The sequence below is a fragment of the Micromonospora andamanensis genome (assembly GCF_016863495.1).
In the GTDB taxonomy this organism is placed as follows: domain Bacteria; phylum Actinomycetota; class Actinomycetes; order Mycobacteriales; family Micromonosporaceae; genus Micromonospora; species Micromonospora andamanensis.
Genome location: NZ_BOOZ01000016.1, coordinates 1 through 18,370 on the forward strand (window position 1 = coordinate 1; position 18,370 = coordinate 18,370).

Here is an 18,370-nt window from a genome sequence, read left to right on the forward strand (position 1 = left end):
CCAACCACAACTGCATGATCGCCGGAGGGCTTGGGGGGATTAGTGGGTGGGGAGGGGTGCGGGTTGGCGGGCGGCGAGGGCCTGCTGGTAGAGGCGGCCGGCGCGGTAGGACGAGCGCACCAGGGGGCCGCTCATCACGCCGGCGAAGCCGATCTCCTCGGCCTCCTCGCGCAGCTCGACGAACTCCTCCGGCTTGACCCAGCGTTCCACCGGGTGGTGCCGGGGGGAGGGGCGCAGATACTGGGTGATGGTGATCAGTTCGCAGCCGGAGTCGTGCAGGTCACGCAGTGCCTGCGAGATCTCGGCCCGCTCCTCGCCCATCCCGAGGATCAGGTTGCTCTTGGTGACCAGGCCGTCGGCGCGGGCCTGCGAGATGACGTCCAGGGACCGTTCGTAGCGGAAGGCCGGCCGGATCCGCTTGAAGATCCGGGGAACCGTCTCCACGTTGTGCGCCAGCACCTCGGGCCGGGCGCCGAAGACCTCGGCGAGCTGCTCGGGTACCGCGTTGAAGTCCGGGATCAACAGCTCGACGCCACAACCCGGCTGCAGGGCGTGGATCTGCCGGACCGTCTCGGCGTAGAGCCAGGCCCCGCCGTCGGGCAGGTCGTCGCGGGCGACGCCGGTGATGGTGGCGTACCGCAGACCCATCGACACCACCGACTCGGCGACCCGACGCGGCTCGTCGGCGTCGAACTCGGCCGGCTTGCCGGTGTCGATCTGGCAGAAGTCGCAGCGGCGGGTGCACTGGTCACCGCCGATGAGGAAGGTGGCCTCGCGGTCCTCCCAGCATTCGTAGATGTTGGGACAGCCGGCCTCCTGGCACACCGTGTGCAGCCCCTCGCGCGAGACCAGCCCGCGTAGCTGGGTGTACTCCGGGCCCATCTTGGCCTTGACCTTGATCCACGGTGGTTTGCGCTCGATCGGCGTCTCGGCGTTGCGTGCCTCGATCCGCAGCAGTCGCCGCCCCTCGGGGGCGGGCGTCGCGGTACTCGCGGCCTGGCCGGTCGTCTGCGCGGAGTGCTCGATCGTCACAAAACGAGCCTACGCCGGACGGCGGCGGTCGATGAACGGCGGGCGACGGCCGTCACCCCGGAAATCCTGTGACGCCGGACACCGGGGCCGGAAAAAACACGTAACAGGACGGCCCGGCCGGGTGTTAACGTGCCCGACGAGTAGCGACGACGGAGCCGAGTAGCGCACCGACCCGCCAGTTGAAGAGAGCCGCCGGATGCTGCGAGGCGGTCTGGCGCCGGGGCCGCGAAGACCCTCCCGAGCTGCGGGAAGAACGGCGCGCGGTGACCGGTCGGCCCTTGCTGAGCAGGGGCACTCCGGCATCCGCGCCCAGTAGACCCCGCCCGGCTGGCCCCGGTGAAAAGGCGACGAACGAGGCTCCCGCCCTGGCGGGGGCGAAGGTGTGGTGGCACCGCGAGGTTCCCGCTCGCCCACACCTCCCGGGGATCGCGTTGCGATTGATCGAGGAGGTAGCCATGCAACGCATCCTGTCCGACCAGCTCACCCGGCACACCGGCGGTACCGTCCGGATCGCCGGCTGGGTGCACCGCCGCCGACTGCTCAAGTCGGTGGCCTTCCTGATCGTCCGGGACGCCGCCGGGCTCGCGCAGGTGGTCGTCACCGATCCCGCGGTGCGCGCCGAGGTCGAGGCGCTGCCGGAGGAGACAGTCGTCGAGGTGGTGGCCACCGTGGTCACGAACCCGGCGGCGCCCGGCGGGTTGGAGCTGACCGACCCGACGGTACGACCGCTCGGCCCGCCCGCCGACCCACCGCCGTTCGACCTCTACCGACCCGACCTGGCTGCCACCCTGCCGACCCAGCTGGACCACGCCCCGGTCGCCCTGCGTCACCCGACCCGGTCAGCCGCGTTGCGGATCTCGGCGGCGGCGGTGGCCGGCTTCCGGGCCTCGCTGGACGCCCGCCGCTTCGTGGAGATCCACACGCCGAAGGTGGTCGCCTCGTCCACCGAGAGCGGGGCGAACGTCTTCACCCTTGACTGGTTCGGTCGGCCCGCGTACCTGGCCCAGTCGCCGCAGTTCTACAAGCAGCTCATGGTCGGGGTCTTCGAGCGGGTGTACGAGGTCGGGCCGGTGTTCCGCGCCGAGCCGCACGACACCGTGCGACACCTGGCGCAGTACACCTCGCTCGACGTCGAGCTGGGCTTCGTCGCCGACCACCGGGACGTGATGGCGGTGCTGCGGGACACCCTGGCCGGGATGCTCGACGCGGTAGGTGACCGGGCCGCCGGCGCGCTGACCACCCTCAGCGTCACGCCCCCACCGGTGCCGACGCAGATCCCGGCGGTGCACTTCACCGACGCGCTGCGCATCGCCGGCGCACCCGCCGACGAACCGGACCTGGCACCCGCCCACGAACGCGCGCTGGGCGAGTGGGCCCGGCGCGAGCACGGCTCGGAGTTCCTCTTCGTCACCGGGTACCCGATGGCGAAGCGACCCTTCTACACCCATCCGGACCCGGCGCGGCCGGCCTACTCCAACGGCTTCGACCTGCTGTTCCGTGGGCTGGAACTGGTCACCGGCGGGCAGCGGTTGCACCGGCACGGCGACTACCTTGCCGCGCTGGCCGCCCGGGGCGAGCCGGTGGAGCCGTACGCCGGCTACGTCGACGCGTTCCGCCACGGCATGCCCCCGCACGGCGGCTTCGCCATCGGCCTGGAACGCCTGGTCGCCCGCCTCACCGGCGCCCCCAACATCCGCCAGGTAACGCCCTTCCCCCGCGACCTCCACCGCCTAACCCCCTGACACCCCTCCGCCCTCCCGCCCTCCCGCCCTCACCCCGGCCAGGACGGCGGCGATCATGAGGTTGTTGTCGCCGATGTCGGCGTGGCGTGACAACAACTTCATGATCGACCGTGGGTGGGGTGGGGGTGTTAGGGGGTGGGGAGGTGGAGGGTGGGGAGGTGGCGTTCTACTGCGGGGAGGACGTCGGTGACGGTGACGGGGCGGCCGAGTTCGGCGGTGAGGGAGGTGACGCCGGCGTCGCGAATGCCGCACGGCACGATCCGGTCGAAGAACGCCAGGTCACAGTCACAGTTGATCGAGAAGCCGTGCAGGGTGACACCCCGGGCGACCCGGATGCCGATGGCGGCCACCTTGCGCTCCGGGCCCCGGTCGTCGGCCGGCACCCAGACCCCGCTGCGTCCCTCGACCCGGCCGGCGGTCAGGCCGAACTCGGCGCAGACGTCGATGAGCAACTGCTCGACCCGACGCACGTACGCGACCACGTCGACCGGGTCGGGCAGGCGCACGATCGGGTAACCCACCAACTGGCCCGGGCCGTGCCAGGTGATCTTGCCGCCCCGGTCCACGTCGATCACCGGAGTGCCGTCGACCGGGCGGTCCCACGGCTCGGTGCGCTTGCCCGCGGTGTAGACGCTCGGGTGCTCCAGCAGCAGAACTGTGTCGCCCTGCCCGCCGGCGACCACCGCCTCGTGCAACCGACGCTGTTCGTCCCAGGCGGCGGCGTAGTCGAGGACACCGGCGCGTACGGCCGTCAGGCCGGAGGTCGTCACGGTCACCCGTCCAGCCTAGACCCGTACCCGCTGGTCACCAGTGGTGAGCCGGCTCACCACTGGTCCCGCCGCCGACCCTCGGGCGGCTCACTCCCCGACCTGCCACACCCACACGTCCTCGACCCGTTGTGGCTCGCCGAAGAGCAGAACCAGGGTACGGCGGATCGCCTCCTCGTCGACCGGCCACTTGGCGCCGTGCACCTCGTCGGCGAGCACCACCGTCTCGATCCGCCAGTGCTCCAGGTCGGCCCGGACCTCCTCGCGGGTCCCCTCGGTGACGATCGGCGGCAGGCCGGTACGGGCGGCCTGGTCGAGCAGCGCGCCGAACGGGCGGGGCACCGGACCGATGCGTCCCCGGTCGTCGGGACCGCCGGGGCCGAGGAAGAACCCGGACGGGATGGCGAACTCGCCCTGCCGGTTCGCCAGCGCGTACGCCTGCCAGCGCTGCCCGTCGGGGTAGACGTCCAGGGCCAGCGGCGCCGGGGTCAGCACCCCGCCCGGGGAGACGTGGTCCCGCCAGGCGCCGGAGGTGATGAAGCGCGGGATCGGTTCCCGTTCGCTTGTCAGCAGCGGAGTGGGGAACAGCGGCACCAGGGCCACCGCGAAGGCGACGGTCCAGGCCACCGCCGCCGGGCGGGACAGCGGACGTCGGCGCAGCTGGTCCACCGCGTACGCCAGCAGCAGGCCGAGCACCGGCGTCACCACGAGCGCGAACCGGGCGGGCAGCGCGGCGTTCACCACCGGCAGGTGCCCGAGCAGGTCGAAGGGCATCGGCAGGTCGGTACGCCGGCCGTCGACCTTGGCCACCGGCCCGAAGGAGAGCGCGGTGAAGACCACCGCGACGATCCCGAGCGCCCACAGAGTCGCCCGTCGGCGTGTGTCACCGGCCCGCCACAGCAGCACGAAACAGCCGACGGCGAGTACCAGCAACGGCAGCCCGAAGAAGGAGTTCTCCTCGGTGGGGTTCGGCGCCAGCGAGGTGCCGAAACCGGCCTCGCCCGCAAGCGAACGGCGCGGGTAGGCGGCGTACGCCGCGATGTCCTCGGAGTGGATCACCGCGTCGAAGCCGGTGCCGTGGAACCGCTGCGGCCCGGCGAAGTGCAGCCACAGCGGGTAGGACAGCAGCACCCCGGCGACCACAGCGGTCACCGCGAGGCCGCGCAGGAACGAGGGCAGTACGGCGCGGGCCTCGACCCGGTTGGCCGGGTGCAGCGCCCAGACGGCGACGAAGAGTCCGAGTGCCAGCGCGGTGAAGAAGAGTCCCTCGGCGGCGATCGAGAAGGCGACCGCGACGAGTACGCCGAGGATCGCGCCGTCGCGTAGCCAGTGACCGGGCCGGCGCAGCGCGAACAGCCGCCACACGAGTAGCGGCACCAGCCAGCCGGCGGTCCAGTTCAGGTGGGCGTTGGCGTGCGAGACCATCCCCGGGGAGAAGCCGATGAACAGCCCGCCCACCGCGGCGGCGAGAGGGCTGCGGACCAGGTGCCGGGAGAGCAGCCAGTACCAGGCGACGGCGGTGGCGGCCAGGTTGAGGGTGAGGATCACCAGAAAGGTGGCCGGCGGCCCGATCAGGTACGTCAGCGGGGCGAAGGCCGCCGCGTACACCGTGATCGAGGTGTTGACCGCGAGGTTCACCCCGTCCGGGACGTTGATCAGATAGGTGAAGAGCGGGTTCTCGCCGTGGGTCAACGCGTGCCCGCCGAAGGCCAGCAGCCATTCGAACAGCGCCTGGTCACTGGAGTTGACGGTGATCGCCCGCCCGTTCGGGTCGATCCACAGCCCGCTTGTCACCCAGACGGCGAGCGCCAGCGCGACAAGCACCACTGTCAGGTCGGCTCGGCGGTCGCGAGTTACCCGCGAGGGCGACGGTGAGGCGGGCGCGGACGCCACGGACGGGGAGGTGGGCACCTAGCGGACGTTACCAATCGCACCGGGACACGCCGGTCAGACCCGGCAGGTAGGCGGCGGTCCACCCTGCCACACCTGGACATCGACGAATGTGTGCACGGCCACCATGTCATCGGTGCGACACAGGTGCGTAACGTCGCGGCAATTATTGGTGATCCAGCTCACAACAATGGAGGCTCTCGTGCGCCGCACCCGTACCCGGCTCGCCGGTGCGCTGGCCGGGCTGGTCCTGGCCGCCGCCGCGCTGGTGGCCGTCGCCGCTCCCGCCCAGGCCGCGTCCCTGACCCAGGTCACCGGCTTCGGCTCCAACCCCGGCAACCTCGCCATGTACGCGTACCGGCCGGACAACCTGCCCACCGGTGCCCCGGCAGTGGTGCTGCTGCACGGCTGCGCCCAGAACGCCAGCGGCTACTTCACCAACTCCGGCTGGCAGAAGTACGCCGACCAGTGGCGATTCGCGCTGATCGTGCCCGAGCAGCGCTCAGCCAACAACTCCAGTTCCTGTTTCAACTGGTTCGAGACCGGCGACACGACCCGGGGGCAGGGTGAGGCGTTGTCCATCAAGCAGATGGTCGACCACGCGCGGTCGACGTACGGCACGGCCGCCAACCGCGTCTACGTCAGCGGGCTGTCGGCCGGCGGGGCGATGAGCGCCACCATGCTCGCGACCTACCCGGACGTCTTCGCCGGTGGTTCGATAATCGCCGGGCTGCCGCACCGCTGCGCCACCAGCATGGTCAACGCCTTCTCCTGCATGAGCCCCGGTGTCGACAAGACCCCCGCGCAGTGGGGTGACCTGGTCCGCAACGCCCACCCCGGCTACTCCGGTGCCCGCCCGAAGGTGGCCATCTGGCACGGCGCCAGCGACTACACCGTGGCGACGGCGAACGCCACCGAGTCGCGCGACCAGTGGACGAACGTGCTCGGTGTCTCGCAGACGCCCACCAGCACCCGGCAACTGCCGGCCGGCACCAGCGTCGAGGTGTACGGCAACGACGTGGTCCGGGTGCACCGGGTCTCCGGCATGGGGCACGGCACCCCCGTCGACCCGGGCTCCGGCGCGGACCAGTGCGGTACCGCCGCCGCGTACTTCCTGGACACCATCTGCTCGACGTACCACGACGCGGTCTTCTTCGGCCTCAACGGCGGCGTCACCCCGACCCCGACGGCGACCCCGACCACGTCGCCCAGCCCGACCGCGAGCCCGACCCCGACCGCGAGCCCGACCCCCACCGGCGCCCCGACCTGCGTCACCGCAAGCAACTACGCCCACGTCACCGCCGGCCGCGCCTACCACTCCGGCGGCTACGCCTACGCCAACGGCTCCAACCAGCGGATGGGCCTCTACAACACCTTCTACACCACCACCCTGCGCCAGACCGCCCCCAACCACTGGACCATCGGCTGCTGACCGCCCCGCCCGCCCCGCTTCGTTGATCATGAGGTTAGCGGCAGTTTTGGAGATCAACTTCGCCGCTAACCTCATGATCAACCCATGCGGCTCGCGGGGGAGGGGGAGGTCAGTCGTGGAGGGCGGCTTGGAGGGCGGTGCGGAGGTCGGGGTGGCGGAAGGTGAACTGGGCGCGGTTGAGGACGCCGGGGAGGACACGGGTGCTGGTGAGGGCCTCCTGGGCGAAGCCGCCCAGGGCGACCTTCAGGGCCAGCGCCGGGATCGGGATGACCGCGGGGCGGTTCAGCTGGTGGGCCAGCTCCCGGGTGAACTCGGCGTTTGTGACCGGGGCCGGCCCGACCACGTTCACCGGCCCGGCCAGATCGGCCCGGGCCAGTAGGAACGTGGTGGCGTTGAGCCAGTCGGTCATCGAGATCCACGGAATCCACTGCCGACCACTACCGAGCCGGCCGGCGATGCCCAGCTTGAACGGCAGCAGTTGCGGTTTGAGCAGCCCACCGTCGCGGTGCAGCGGCAGCCCGGTGCGCAGCCGCACCACCCGCACCCCGGCGTCCTCAGCCGGTCGGGTGGCCGCCTCCCAGACCCGGGCCACGTCGGCGAGGAAACCCTCGCCGGCCGGCGCGTCCTCCTCGACCACCCGGTCGCCGGTGTTGCCGTACCAGCCGATCGCCGAGGCGTTCAGCAGCACCTCCGGCCGGTCGGCCGCCGGCAGACCGGCGATGGTGGTGGCAAGCGTGCTTGTGGTGTCCACCCGACTCGACCGGATGAGCTGCCGGTACCCGTCGTTCCAGCGCCGGTCGCCGACACCCGCGCCGGCCAGGTTGACCACCGCGTCGGCCTCGGCGACCACCGCCGGGTCCAACTGCGCCGCCGACGGCGACCACTGTCGCTCGTCGGCGGCGCGCGGCGGTCGGCGTACCAGCCGGGTCACCTGGTGCCCGTCGGTGACGAGCAGGTCGACCAGCCGGGTGCCGAGGAAGCCGGACGCACCGGCCATCAGGATCCGCATGCCTACATTTTCGGGTACGGGGGGCCAGCCGGATGCGTCGAGTCGGTCACGCCCGCGTGGCGGCCCCGACCGAGCGCAGCTCCGACAGCTCCCGCTCGACCTCCGCGTAGGCGTCCGCGGGCAGTGGACCGAGGGCGAGCACCCGGGTGTTCTCCTCGACCTGCGCCACCGTCCGGAAGCCAGGAATCGGCACCGTACGCGGGCTGCGGGCCAGCAGCCAGCCGAGCGCACCCTGGGCGAGGGTACGGCCGTCGGCGGTGAGCGCCGCCCGGACCCGGTCGATCCGCTGCGCCCACTGCGGCGCCGGCTGTCCGTCGGTGAACCAGGGCAGCCATTCGGGTGCCCGCCCCCGCACGTCGTCGTCGCCAAGCGACCTGGTGGCGGCGGTAAGCAGCCCCATCGCCAGCGGCCCCCGGTTGATGCTGGCCAGGTCATGCTTCTCGCAGACCGCGAGCATGTCGGCGTTGTCCCGCAGTACCGACTGGTCGTGCTGGATCGCGGTGCAGTGCGGGGCGGCCGGGGCGAAGGCGGCAGCCGAGTCGGGGTGATCGGTGCTCCACCCGTACGCCCGGATCTTGCCCTGGGTGACCATGCTCTCCAGCGTGTCGACCAGGTCGAGCGCGAGCGCCGGAGCCAGGTCGTTCAGGTGCAGCTGCAACAGGTCGACGTGATCGGTGTCGAGGCGGCGCAGCGACGCCTCCAGACTGGCCACCGCGTACTCGGGACGGTGGTCCTCGCCGGTGGCCCGGCGGGTCGCCTCGTCGGAGCTGTAGCCGAACTTGGTGGCGATCACCACCTGGTCACGGCGGCCGGCGACCGCCCGGCCGAGTACCCGCTCGCTGTGCCCGGCCCCGTAGTTGCTGGCGGTGTCGAAGAAGGTCACTCCGTGCTCGATCGCCGCGTGCACGGCCCGTACCGACTCCTCGTCGTCGACCTCGCCCCAGCCCAACGGCTGCCGGTCGTCGCCCCACAGCGGCCCACCGATCGCCCAGCACCCCATCCCGATGGCGCTGACCTCGATCCCGCTGCGACCCAGTTTCCGTGTCGTCGTCATGCCGCCAAGCGTCCCGCTTGGAGCGCACTCGAAGTCAAGCGCTGTCGGATCGTCCTGAGTGCCACCGCTTGACGACGGCTTCGATGTCCGCGATCAGGCTGCACCAACTTTGCAACTGCACGACAGACCCATTCAGGTCGAGCCGTTCCAGCAACTGCCTGCGGTTGTCGTCGAAGCGCCGGGCCACCGCGGCGCGCCGACGGCCGGATTGTTCGGACGCTGTCAACAGACATTCACGGAGAATGCCCTTGGGATCGGCGCGCGATTCTACTTCACGCCTCTTCGGGAGATTCAAACTCGCGCGTCCTTGAGGGTTACCCGCCACGCGACGGATCGCCGCCTCGTCCAGCAGCAGCCATGCCTCGGTCATGCGTATCGGAATGACCGGGACGAGATCAGCCGCAGTTCCCGCCGACCGGAAGGCCGACTCGATCTCCACCCGGCGGGCGTCCGGTCCGGCGTTGTCCGCGTCTCGGTGTACGACGATCACGTCGACGGGACCGTCGACGAGTTGGAGCCCTGCCCTTATCCGCGAGGCTACGTCCTTGCCGACCCTCGGCAGCCGCCCGAAGTCCGGTCTGCTTAGGGCGACTGGGTAGCCCTTGTCGAAGAACAGGCGTTCGATATGTGCAGCCAGCGGGTCATCCGACGTGCCCTCAGGCACGAACAGGCCAGAGTAGGTCCGGGCCATCATGCGGTCAGGTCCGAGGGAAGCCGTAGGTGTGCCTGCGGTGGCTCGGAGAGGTAGGCGAGGATGTCGGCCATCGAGAAGGTCGGGCCTCCCCGCCTTGCCCGCCATGTTCGACGGAAGGGCAGCAGGGACAGGGCACGCGCCGCTGTGCCATCCGGAGCCGCCGTCAGGCGCACATCGGCTAGCAGCAGATCGTCGGGGTCGCAGAGTTGCACCACGCCGGGCGAGTGGGTGTTGATAATGACCTGCCGGAAGGGGTTGTCGTGGCTGAGTGCGTCGGTCGGGTCGACGGCGAGGTCGCGGACCAGTTGCACCATGGCCGCCAGGTTCGCCGGATGGATCCCGTTCTCCGGCTCTTCCATGCAGATTAGGCCGGTGAACTCCGCGTCCTCAAGGAGTACGCAGAGTGCGAGGAAGCGCAAGGTCCCCTCGGACAGCGCGCGTGCCGGAAGCCGCAAGCCTCCCCGCTCGGTGAGGAAGAGCGTGAAGAGTTCCCGAGCCTCGTCGAACTCGACCTCTAGGTCCTCGACCGCCAGACCCGACAGATCCGAGAGCCTGCCGGCCACCCTCGCGTAGACCCGGTCCGGCTCAGCCGACCATTCCGGACCATGCGCGACTCGGTGGAGTGTCGCAGGAAGGTGCCGCCCGTTGGCAGACAGTGAATCGGAGCCGGTGGTGCCGTCCGGCGTGCGCAACGCGGACGGTTCCAGAGCCAGCCGACGCCAGCTTTTCATTTCGTTTCTTGCGGCCAGGATGGTCGGGTTGTCCGCCGTGATCTTTGTGCTGAGCACTGTTCGTGTCACCCGACTGGCCGGTCGCGACCGCTCAACACGGTTCCAATCAGTGTGCTCGTTGATCAATTGTTCGTTGTCGCCGATGTCGGTGGAGAGGAAAACGCGGTTCCGGCCCTCGTCGATCACCACCGCGTCGAGAAACGCTTGGCTCGCGGGAAAGGTCAATCGAGACCGGGCGTCCGGGATCTGGCGCAGATCTTCGCGGAGCAGGTGCGGTCGACCGACCCCATGATCACCGCGCGACGGCTCATAGCCCAGAACCACTTCGTACCGAAGGTAGGTGGCCTCCGGGCGGGCCAGCTCGCCGAGTTCGTCCTCCACCTCGGTGGGCACGATCATCTCGGCCGCGATGGTGATCGGGTGCTCGTGCTCGCGGTAGCCGTCCCAGAACAGGTCACGCGGGTCGCCGCCCCGCCCGCGAGCGGTACCCCGCACCCGCTGGGCAGCATCGGCCAACGAGCCGGTCGCCAGATAGGAGAGGAACTCTATAGCGTCGAAGATGTTCGATTTTCCCATGCCATTGGCACCAGCGATGCAGGTGAAGGGGCCGAACTCGACATCCACGTCGAGCAGATTCTTGAACCCTTGCACCTGGAGCCGCGTCAGCATGGCCAGAGCCTAGCCGGAGTCGAGCGAACCACTAGGCGACCTCGTGGGCCGGTGTGGCGGTGGCGCGTACGGAGGTGAGGATCGCGTCGATGCGATCCACGTCGGCCGGCGTGAACAACGACTCCGGCCCGTGTGGGGCGATCTCGGTGAATGGCGACTCGTAGAGCCGGCCGATCTCCATGGCACCGTTCTGGGTCAGGTGCCCGACGATCATGTGGATGAAGTGGATCTGGTTCCTGGTCAGCGTCCGCCCGTCGAGGAACTCGTTGAACGCCTCCGTGGCGGCCTCGCGGTCCAGGCCGATCAGCGACCGGATGAACAGCCCCAGCCCGTCGGCCGACCGCCGCGCACGTTCGATGTCGTCGGCGGCACCGACACCGCTGTCGGCGAGCATCCGTTCCAACTCGACGAGGTCGGTGGGGGAGAGTTGCCGGTTGCGGCGCAGCTTCTGCAACGCCACGTGGTCCTCGTGCTGGCGCAGGTAGGCACGCGCCTTGATCCGGAACCGCTCGTAGTCGGTGCCGACCCGCGCCTGCGGAATGGTGATCTCGGTCAGCTCTCCGAGCTGGTCGACGAAGTCGGTGTAGACGATTGTGCGCTTGCCCCGCTCGATCAGACGCACCAAGGATCGGACCCGGCGTCGCACCAACTCCAGCAGCGGCAGCGTGACATCCTGCCACCACTCGTCGTTGGCGACCTCGTCCAGCAGCTCCCGCTGCTCGCGGATCGCCGGGATGCTTGTCTGCTCCAGCAGCGCCGAGGCGATCTCCTGCACCTGTCGGCGCAGCCGCTCGTAGGCCGGTTCCACGTCGAGCTGGCCGAGCTGAAGTCGCAGCATCATCAGGTCGAAGCGCTTGGCGGTCTCGTCGTCGTCCTTGACCGAGGTCGGCAACCCGGCCAGGTCACGCCCGATCTCATCGACCGCCTCGGGGGTGAGCCGGTGCCAGTTGGCGGCGTCGGCGTAAAACTGCACCGTCCGTCGCTTGGACCGGACGACGAAGTTGTCCAGGTGCATGCCGCTGACCCGCTCGTGCAGGTGGTGGGCGATGTCCCAGCGCAGCCCGGATTCGCTGCGCGTGCCGTCCACCGCGGGCTCACCACCCTGCGGCAGCCGCTGGTCGAGCCGGTAGAGCAGTTCGACTCGCGCCTTGAACAGGCGAGCGGTGAGGGACTCGCCGAGCGAACCCTCGCTGGCCGGCAGATCCTGACTGAAGTACGCGAAGTTCGCGCAGCAGTCGAAGACGAAGAAGTCACGCTTGTCCTGGCCGGGACCGAACAGGTCCGGGCACAGCCGGGTGCCCCGGCCGATCATCTGCCAAAACTTCGACTTGGACCGGACGACCTTGAAGAAGACCAGGTTGACGACCTCCGGCACGTCGATGCCGGTGTCGAGCATGTCCACCGAGATGGCGATGTGCGGGGCCTTGTCCTTGACCGAGAAGTCGTCGATCAGGCTCTGGGCGTAGTCGACCTTGTGGGTGACGACCTGCGCGAAGTGGCCCTTCAGATGCGGGTAGTGGAGGTCGAACCGTTCGCGGATGAAGGTCGCGTGGTCGTTGTTCTTGGCGAAGATGATTGTCTTGCCGAGCCGGTCACCACCGGCGATCGTGTGCCCGTGCGTCATCAGGGTCGCCAGCACCTTGTCCACCGTGTCGGTGTTGAACAGCCACTTGTTGACCGCATCCGGGTCGACGCCGTCCGGTGGGCCGTCCTCGCCCCAGTCGAGGGCGTCCCAGCGTTCCTTCTCTTCCTCGCTGAGGTCGTCGTAGCGGATGCCGTCCCACTGGAACTTCAGCGGCACCGCCACCGCGCGGGGCGGCACCAGGTAGCCCTCCTCGACCGCCTCGTCCAGGTCGTAGTGGTCGGTGGGCACGCCGTCTTCCAGGTTGAACAGGCTGTAGGTGTTGCGGTCGATCTCGTTACGCGGAGTGGCGGTCAAGCCCAGCAGCAGCGAGTCGAACCAGGCGAAGATCGCCCGGTACTTCTGGTAGACCGAGCGGTGCGCCTCGTCGATGATGACCAGGTCGAAATGCCCGGGGCCGAAGCGCCGAACGCCGTCCACGGTCTCGTTGATCAGGCCCATCATGGTCGGGTACGTGGAGACGTACACCCGGCCATCGGTGGTCTTCTCGGTGACCAGGTTGACCGTGGCCACCTCCGGCAGGTGCGCCTTGAAGGCGTTGACCGCCTGGTTGACCAGCGCGTTGCGGTCGGCCAGGAAGAGCACCCGCTTGACCCAGTTGGCGTGCATGAGCTGCTCGACCAGGGCGATGACCGTGCGTGTCTTGCCCGCACCGGTCGCCATCACCAGCAGCGCCTGACGCTGTCGGTGCAGCTCGAACGCCTCACCGACCGCCCGGATCGCCCGCTTCTGGTAGTGCCGCTCGACGATCCGCCCGTTGATCTCCTGTTCTGCCAGCGGCCGGCGGCTCTCCCGCCGCTGCACCAGTAGATGCAGCTCCGCCTTCGTGTAGAAGCCCTGCACCGGCCGGGGCGGGTAGGCGGTGTCGTCCCACAGCCAGTGTTCGTAGCCGTTGGTGTAGAAGATCACCGGGCGCTGTCCGTACGCCTGCTCCAGGCAGTCGGCGTAGAGCTTGGCCTGCTGCTGGCCGGCGGTGGCGTGCCGGCGGGCGCGCTTGGCCTCGACCACGGCCAGCGGCTTACCGTCGTCGCCCCACAGCACGTAGTCGACCACCCCCGCGCCGCCGCCGGGCATGCCGGTTACCGGGAACTCCCGGTCGCGCTCCTGGTCGAGGGGCCAACCGGCTTCCTTGAGCAGTACGTCGATGAACAGGTCCCGGGTCTGGGACTCGTTGTAGTCGTGGTCGTCCGGCCGGGCCTCGTTGGCGGCCTTGGCGGCGGCGATCTGGGCGCGTAGCTTCGCCAACTCGGCATCCAGGCTGGCGTTCTTCTCCCGCTCGGTGGCGAGCGCGGCATCCTGCGCGGCCAGCCTGTCGGCAAGCGCCTTGATCTCGGCCTGGCTGGTCTTCTGCGGCTGACCGTGCTGCGGCCGGGGGAGAAGCGTTTCGTCGAAGGTGAGGATGCTCGGCGGCACCTGCGACTGGTCGCGGGCGTAGTGCCGGGCCACCCAGTACAAGACGTGGAACAACTCCCGCACGACAGGAATCGAGTCGGTCGACTTGACCGGCGCCGTCCGATGCACCGCCCAATTGCCCTGCTTGCGGATGATGTCCATCTTGGCGTTGAGTCCAGGGCCGACCAGATGCCGCAACGTCGGCTCGTGGATCATCCCGTTGAGGTCTTTCTTGTACGGCTGGTTGAGCGTGCTGTCGACCTCGAACAGCCAGGTGAGGGTGTGCTCCAGCGTCCGCCGGGCATAAAAGCAGGCGGTGCGCGGATCGAGCACCGTATTCCGTTCGGCCTTGGCGGCCTCCCGGAACAGATCGGGCCACTCGGTACGCAGAAAATGAAAGTTGCTCATTGCGCCAACCCCCACGATCGACAGCAGCCCCCGATGCTCTCACATCGGCAACGCCAGTCGAGCCCACCTGACGGCCACAGACATTCGCCGGTTTGTGCGACCTCGCGCTGTCAATGGGGCTGCGGAATAGTATTCACGCTGGGTAGTGTCTGCGTCGCTACCGAACGTGAAAGGTGTCGGTGGATGGCGCAGTGGACCGGAAGGACGGCATGGTCACGAGAGTGCCGGGATGAGCGGCCTGCTCGCCCAGGTCGTCGCCCAACTCACGTCCGCCATAGACCAACTTGACGCGCTCGCGGTACGCGCATCCCGGGCCGCCACGGATGTCGCCGAAGCCCATGCCCGCTACACGGCGGCTGGCCAGGGCTCCGACCATCGGTCGCTTCGGTCGGCGGTGACCCACAGCCGCACAGGTGCCGACAAGGCCCACCGGCTCGCCCGACTCAGCAGCGACGCCGCCCGACAGATTGGCGCGTATCTGAACGTCATCGCCCCGGGATCCGTGCCTCAGCAAGCTGCGGCATCCGGGACGCCCTCCGGCGAAGACCTTCTGGCAGACAGCGACCGACGCGCCCTGAAGCGGGCGAAGATGAGCGGCTACCTCGTCCGCTCGGTGCGAAGAGCCGACGACGTGCAGGAACACACGAGTACGGCTACCGATACGATGCAGCAGTCGATCAGCATGTTCCGTGATCCAAAAGGGCCCAGCGGGACACACTCGACCGGGACGGCCACACCTACGGCTCCATCAACCTCGCCAAGGGCGAAAATCGATGCTCCGGAAGCCGCCGGAAACCTTGCGGTGCTCGCCGTTCTCGCAGGTGTGGCGGCGCATCGCATCGGGACGGTCATCAGGCAACGAATAGTGAGGTTCAGAAACCGTGGACGTTAACCCGCTAGGCGACCTGATTCGGGCTCTGGCCAGGGCTGACTGGGACGCCGCCGACGCCGTGGCCGCCGAGATCGGGCAGCACGGCCTGCGCGGCAGCCTGGGGATCATCGGGGCCGCGTTCGCCGTTGCGGTCCACCGGCACTTCGAAGCCGACGCCACCCCGACCGATGTGGCCGCGTTCGTGTCCTCGGCTCGCGCCCAGTACGAGCAGGGCGACACCTTGTCTGCCCTCGAAGTGGAGGGTGTCATCCGGGCGGCCCTCGGAGAGCCGGAACTTGTCGACAACATCCCCGCCGAGACCGTGCTGGGAGCCGAAATATTCGTCCTCGGGCAGATCCTCCTTGAGTCGAACTTGACCCCAACCGAGCTAGACGAGTTCGTGGCCGAGGCCGAGGAGCTCGCTGCGGAGCACCTGTCGTAAGCAGGTTGTCCAGGCGTACTGCGGTGTCTACGGGTCATGGCTGTGGGGTCAGGCCGACGTGGGTGGCGAGGCGGGTGAGGTCGGCGGGGGTCGGGCCGGCGCGCAGGACGGCGATGAGGGCGGCGCGGGCGGTGGGCCGGGTTCGGGTTTCGGCGGGGGCGATCTGGTCGGCGGCGACGAGGACGCGGGCGGCGGCCTGGTGGTCGGCAATTGCCAGGTAGGCGTGGCTCATGTCGACGAGGTGGGCGGCACGGTGTTCGGCGGCCAGCCGATGCCAGCCGGCGGTGCGGGTGGCCGACCGATGGATGGCGATGGCGAGGGTGTGGTCGCCGAGGGTGGTCGCGGCGAGGGCGCGAGCGAGGTCCACTGTGGTTTGCCCGAACCCGTCGCTGTCGTGGTGGCCCTTAGCGAGGCAGGCTGCCTGGTCGGTGAGGTTGCCGGCGTTGGTGGCGTCGCCGTAGCTGGCGGCGGCGAGGGCAGCTTCGACCATCAGAGTTCCGGTGAGAGTGGCGTACTGCGGTGGGGCGTCAGGCGAGGACACCGGGTCGAGTTCGCGTAGTGCCGTTGTGGTGACGGCCAACGCCAGTCGGCCCCGCCGCTGGGCGCGTAGCGTCTGCGCGAGTGGGACCACGGCGACGGCGGTACGACGTGGGTCGCCCTGAGCGGTGGTCATGGCGCGGTCGGCGGCGAGCCATGCCAGGTCGGCCTCGCCGAGCTTGACCAGAACCTGAGCGGTGAGCCGGTACACCCGCACCAGCAGGTCCGGCGGAGGAGCCGGCAGGGTGGCCGGGGTGTGGCGGGCGGTGGTGAGCAGGTCGGGCAGCATCCGCAGCACCTGGAGATGCTGGGCGTGCCGGTAGGCGGTGTACGCGTAGGCGACCTGCTGGTCGAGGTCCGTGACGCAGGCGGTGGGGTTGTCGTAGCGGACCAGGGCTTCGCGTACCCGTTCCACGGCGGGGGCGACCTCGGTGACCGTCGCCTGCGGCGCCCGGCGGCCAGCCAGCAGATCGGGAGTGACCCCGAGCACCCGAGCGATGGTCTCGATCACGGAGAGCCGGTCGAGTCGTCGTACGCCGCGTTCGACCTTGTCGACCCAGCTTTTCGACTTGCCGATCCGGTCGGCGAAGACCTGCTGACTCATCCCTCGGCGGGCCCGCAGTTGCGCAACCCGCCGCCCGATCGGCAGCTCACGCCGCTCCTGCCAGCCCCGGTCGGTCACCGCCGTGTCCCCGGGGGTACGGCGTCGGTGGACGCACCGCAACGCGGGCACCACCGCGACTTGACCCGGAACGCGAACAACCCGGCCAGAAACCCCAGCATCACGGCACCGACCAGCAGCATCACCGACCTCCTTCGCAGTTCTGGAAGGGACCGCCCCGGTTACTCGCCCAGGGGCGGCCCCGACAGCGCGACCGGCGGGTTGGGAGCCTCCACCGACCCACGCTGCCTGTTCCACTCTGCTCAGTAACCGCATAGTGTCGGAAGGTGTCCGGCCTTGATGGAGAGACTTTGACGCCCCGTGTTTTGGCTGGTGGGGAGCCATGGGGGACGCAGGTTCGAATTGTGGGAGGTTTGGGGACGTGGGCATGACGGGGGCCGAAATCCTGCTGGACGAGCTTCGCCGGGCGCGCGCCTCGCACAGGCTGAGTCAAGATGACTTCGGCAAGCTCATCAGCTATTCAGGTACGCACATCAGCGCCGTAGAGACCGGCACGCGCCCACCAACGGGCGACTACGTCGCGGCGATCGATCGAGCCCTGAAGACCGGCGGCATGTTCACTCGCCTGCTTGAGCGGCTCGTGGATCTCGACGCCGCGCCGCTCTGGCTGCGGGAGTGGATCACCTTGGAGCAGCAGGCGCTGGCATTGCGCTGGTATGAAGTTGCGTGGGTGCCAGGTCTACTCCAGACCGAGGATTACGCACGCGCTGTCTTCGGCACTGACGGCCGGCTCGCCGCTGAAGAGGTGGAGACACGAGTAGCGGCGCGGCTGGCCCGGCAACAGATCCTGTCTGGCTGCGATCCGCCGCAGCTTGTCGCGGTCGTGGACGACGCGGTCCTTCGTCGGCCGGTCGGCGGCGCAACCGTGATGCGGGAGCAGCTTTTTCGCCTGGCGCAGCTCAACCAGGGCAGTCGGCGGATGCGAATCCACGTCGTGCCCCAGGGAGTCGGCGCGTACGCTGGCCTCGATGGACCGTTCGTCATCGCGACCCTGCCAGGCTTCGTCGACGTCGGATACCTCGACAACAGGCTTCAGGGTCAGGTGGTGGAACGGGCCGCCGAGGTCGCTGCGCTGCGGGAGCAGTGGGAAGCCACACTCGCCGAGGCGCTGACCCTGCAACAGTCCACCGAACTGATATTGGAAGTGGCGAAGACATGGACTTGACCGGCGCGCGCTGGCACAAGAGCACTCGCAGCGGCAGCAACCAGGGGGCCTGTGTGGAGGTTGCCGACAACCTCGCGGCGGCGGTCTACGTGCGCGACACGAAAGACGACGGCACTGGTCCGGTCCTGGCCATCTCCCGCGGGTCTTGGCGATCCTTCGTCGCCGGAATCGCCCTACACGACCGACCATAGACGTACAAGCGCTCGCCCTA

General features: G+C 69.3%; 15 protein-coding genes. 6 read left to right on the forward strand and 9 right to left on the reverse strand.

Annotated elements, in window-relative coordinates; all coding sequences use genetic code 11:
* Positions 1-39: 39 nt before the first annotated feature.
* Positions 40-1,032 carry a lipoyl synthase gene (gene lipA / locus Van01_RS15945; protein ID WP_204007658.1) on the reverse strand — a complete coding sequence of 331 codons (993 nt, stop codon included), beginning with the start codon at positions 1,030-1,032 and terminating at the stop codon, positions 40-42.
* A gap of 455 nt (positions 1,033-1,487) precedes the next feature.
* On the opposite strand from lipA, the gene aspS reads away from it, so the two are divergent.
* Entirely contained in the window at positions 1,488-2,774 is a 1,287-nt protein-coding gene (gene aspS / locus Van01_RS15950) for an aspartate--tRNA(Asn) ligase (RefSeq protein ID WP_204007660.1), read from the forward strand.
* Between the two features lie 128 nt (positions 2,775-2,902).
* On the opposite strand, the gene lipB is transcribed toward aspS, so the two are convergent.
* Entirely contained in the window at positions 2,903-3,550 is a 648-nt protein-coding gene (gene lipB, locus Van01_RS15955; RefSeq protein WP_204007662.1) for a lipoyl(octanoyl) transferase LipB, read from the reverse strand.
* A gap of 81 nt (positions 3,551-3,631) precedes the next feature.
* Positions 3,632-5,452: a DUF6311 domain-containing protein gene (locus tag Van01_RS15960; RefSeq protein ID WP_204007665.1), complete on the reverse strand. Its 1,821-nt coding sequence runs from the start codon at positions 5,450-5,452 to the stop codon at positions 3,632-3,634.
* Positions 5,453-5,621: 169 nt separating this feature from the next.
* Here Van01_RS15960 and Van01_RS15965 point away from each other — a divergent pair, with 169 nt between their 5' ends.
* Positions 5,622-6,863 (forward strand): extracellular catalytic domain type 1 short-chain-length polyhydroxyalkanoate depolymerase, encoded by a 1,242-nt coding sequence (locus tag Van01_RS15965; RefSeq protein ID WP_204007667.1) that lies wholly within the window; start codon positions 5,622-5,624, stop codon positions 6,861-6,863.
* 109 nt (positions 6,864-6,972) lie between these two features.
* Here the strand turns inward: Van01_RS15965 and Van01_RS15970 are convergent, their stop codons facing one another.
* From Van01_RS15970 to Van01_RS15990, 5 genes are read right to left on the reverse strand one after another with little or no spacing between them, the layout of a single operon-like run.
* Positions 6,973-7,872: a TIGR01777 family oxidoreductase gene (locus Van01_RS15970; protein ID WP_204007670.1), complete on the reverse strand. Its 900-nt coding sequence runs from the start codon at positions 7,870-7,872 to the stop codon at positions 6,973-6,975.
* Between the two features lie 46 nt (positions 7,873-7,918).
* The gene (locus tag Van01_RS15975) at positions 7,919-8,926 is read right to left on the reverse strand and encodes an aldo/keto reductase (RefSeq protein ID WP_204007672.1); all 1,008 of its coding nucleotides are present in this window, start codon (positions 8,924-8,926) and stop codon (positions 7,919-7,921) included.
* A gap of 34 nt (positions 8,927-8,960) precedes the next feature.
* Positions 8,961-9,590 carry a DUF4276 family protein gene (locus tag Van01_RS15980; RefSeq protein WP_204007674.1) on the reverse strand — a complete coding sequence of 210 codons (630 nt, stop codon included), beginning with the start codon at positions 9,588-9,590 and terminating at the stop codon, positions 8,961-8,963.
* Positions 9,591-9,616: 26 nt separating this feature from the next.
* A complete protein-coding gene (locus Van01_RS15985; protein WP_204007676.1) occupies positions 9,617-11,020 on the reverse strand; it encodes an AAA family ATPase in 1,404 nt (467 codons plus the stop codon).
* Positions 11,021-11,051: 31 nt separating this feature from the next.
* Positions 11,052-14,462, reverse strand: coding sequence for a DEAD/DEAH box helicase family protein (locus tag Van01_RS15990; RefSeq protein ID WP_204007678.1), 3,411 nt, complete (start codon positions 14,460-14,462; stop codon positions 11,052-11,054).
* A gap of 229 nt (positions 14,463-14,691) precedes the next feature.
* On the opposite strand from Van01_RS15990, the gene Van01_RS15995 reads away from it, so the two are divergent.
* Together Van01_RS15995 and Van01_RS16000 are read left to right on the forward strand one after the other, a co-directional pair.
* The gene (locus Van01_RS15995) at positions 14,692-15,354 is read left to right on the forward strand and encodes a hypothetical protein (RefSeq protein WP_204007680.1); all 663 of its coding nucleotides are present in this window, start codon (positions 14,692-14,694) and stop codon (positions 15,352-15,354) included.
* Entirely contained in the window at positions 15,344-15,775 is a 432-nt protein-coding gene (locus Van01_RS16000; protein ID WP_204007682.1) for a hypothetical protein, read from the forward strand. Before Van01_RS15995 ends, Van01_RS16000 begins: the two co-directional genes overlap by 11 nt.
* A 34-nt stretch (positions 15,776-15,809) precedes the next feature.
* Here Van01_RS16000 and Van01_RS16005 read toward each other — a convergent pair whose 3' ends face one another.
* On the reverse strand, positions 15,810-16,994 hold the full coding sequence (locus tag Van01_RS16005) for a helix-turn-helix domain-containing protein (RefSeq protein ID WP_239099112.1): 1,185 nt from the start codon (positions 16,992-16,994) through the stop codon (positions 15,810-15,812).
* Positions 16,995-17,355: 361 nt separating this feature from the next.
* On the opposite strand from Van01_RS16005, the gene Van01_RS16010 reads away from it, so the two are divergent.
* Together Van01_RS16010 and Van01_RS16015 are read left to right on the forward strand one after the other, a co-directional pair.
* A complete protein-coding gene (locus Van01_RS16010; protein ID WP_373306265.1) occupies positions 17,356-18,159 on the forward strand; it encodes a helix-turn-helix domain-containing protein in 804 nt (267 codons plus the stop codon).
* Entirely contained in the window at positions 18,150-18,350 is a 201-nt protein-coding gene (locus Van01_RS16015; RefSeq protein ID WP_204007684.1) for a DUF397 domain-containing protein, read from the forward strand. Before Van01_RS16010 ends, Van01_RS16015 begins: the two co-directional genes overlap by 10 nt.
* Positions 18,351-18,370: the final 20 nt, after the last annotated feature.

Bases quoted from the DNA above. Each gene is read 5' to 3' on its own strand.
- aspS (WP_204007660.1), top strand. From the start codon at position 1,488: ATGCAACGCATCCTGTCCGACCAGCTCACCCGGCACACCGGCGGTACC.
- Van01_RS15965 (WP_204007667.1), top strand. From the start codon at position 5,622: ATGGAGGCTCTCGTGCGCCGCACCCGTACCCGGCTCGCCGGTGCGCTG.
- Van01_RS15970 (WP_204007670.1), bottom strand. From the start codon at position 7,872: ATGCGGATCCTGATGGCCGGTGCGTCCGGCTTCCTCGGCACCCGGCTG.
- Van01_RS15975 (WP_204007672.1), bottom strand. From the start codon at position 8,926: ATGACGACGACACGGAAACTGGGTCGCAGCGGGATCGAGGTCAGCGCC.
- Van01_RS15985 (WP_204007676.1), bottom strand. From the start codon at position 11,020: ATGCTGACGCGGCTCCAGGTGCAAGGGTTCAAGAATCTGCTCGACGTG.
- Van01_RS15990 (WP_204007678.1), bottom strand. From the start codon at position 14,462: ATGAGCAACTTTCATTTTCTGCGTACCGAGTGGCCCGATCTGTTCCGG.
- Van01_RS15995 (WP_204007680.1), top strand. From the start codon at position 14,692: ATGAGCGGCCTGCTCGCCCAGGTCGTCGCCCAACTCACGTCCGCCATA.
- Van01_RS16015 (WP_204007684.1), top strand. From the start codon at position 18,150: ATGGACTTGACCGGCGCGCGCTGGCACAAGAGCACTCGCAGCGGCAGC.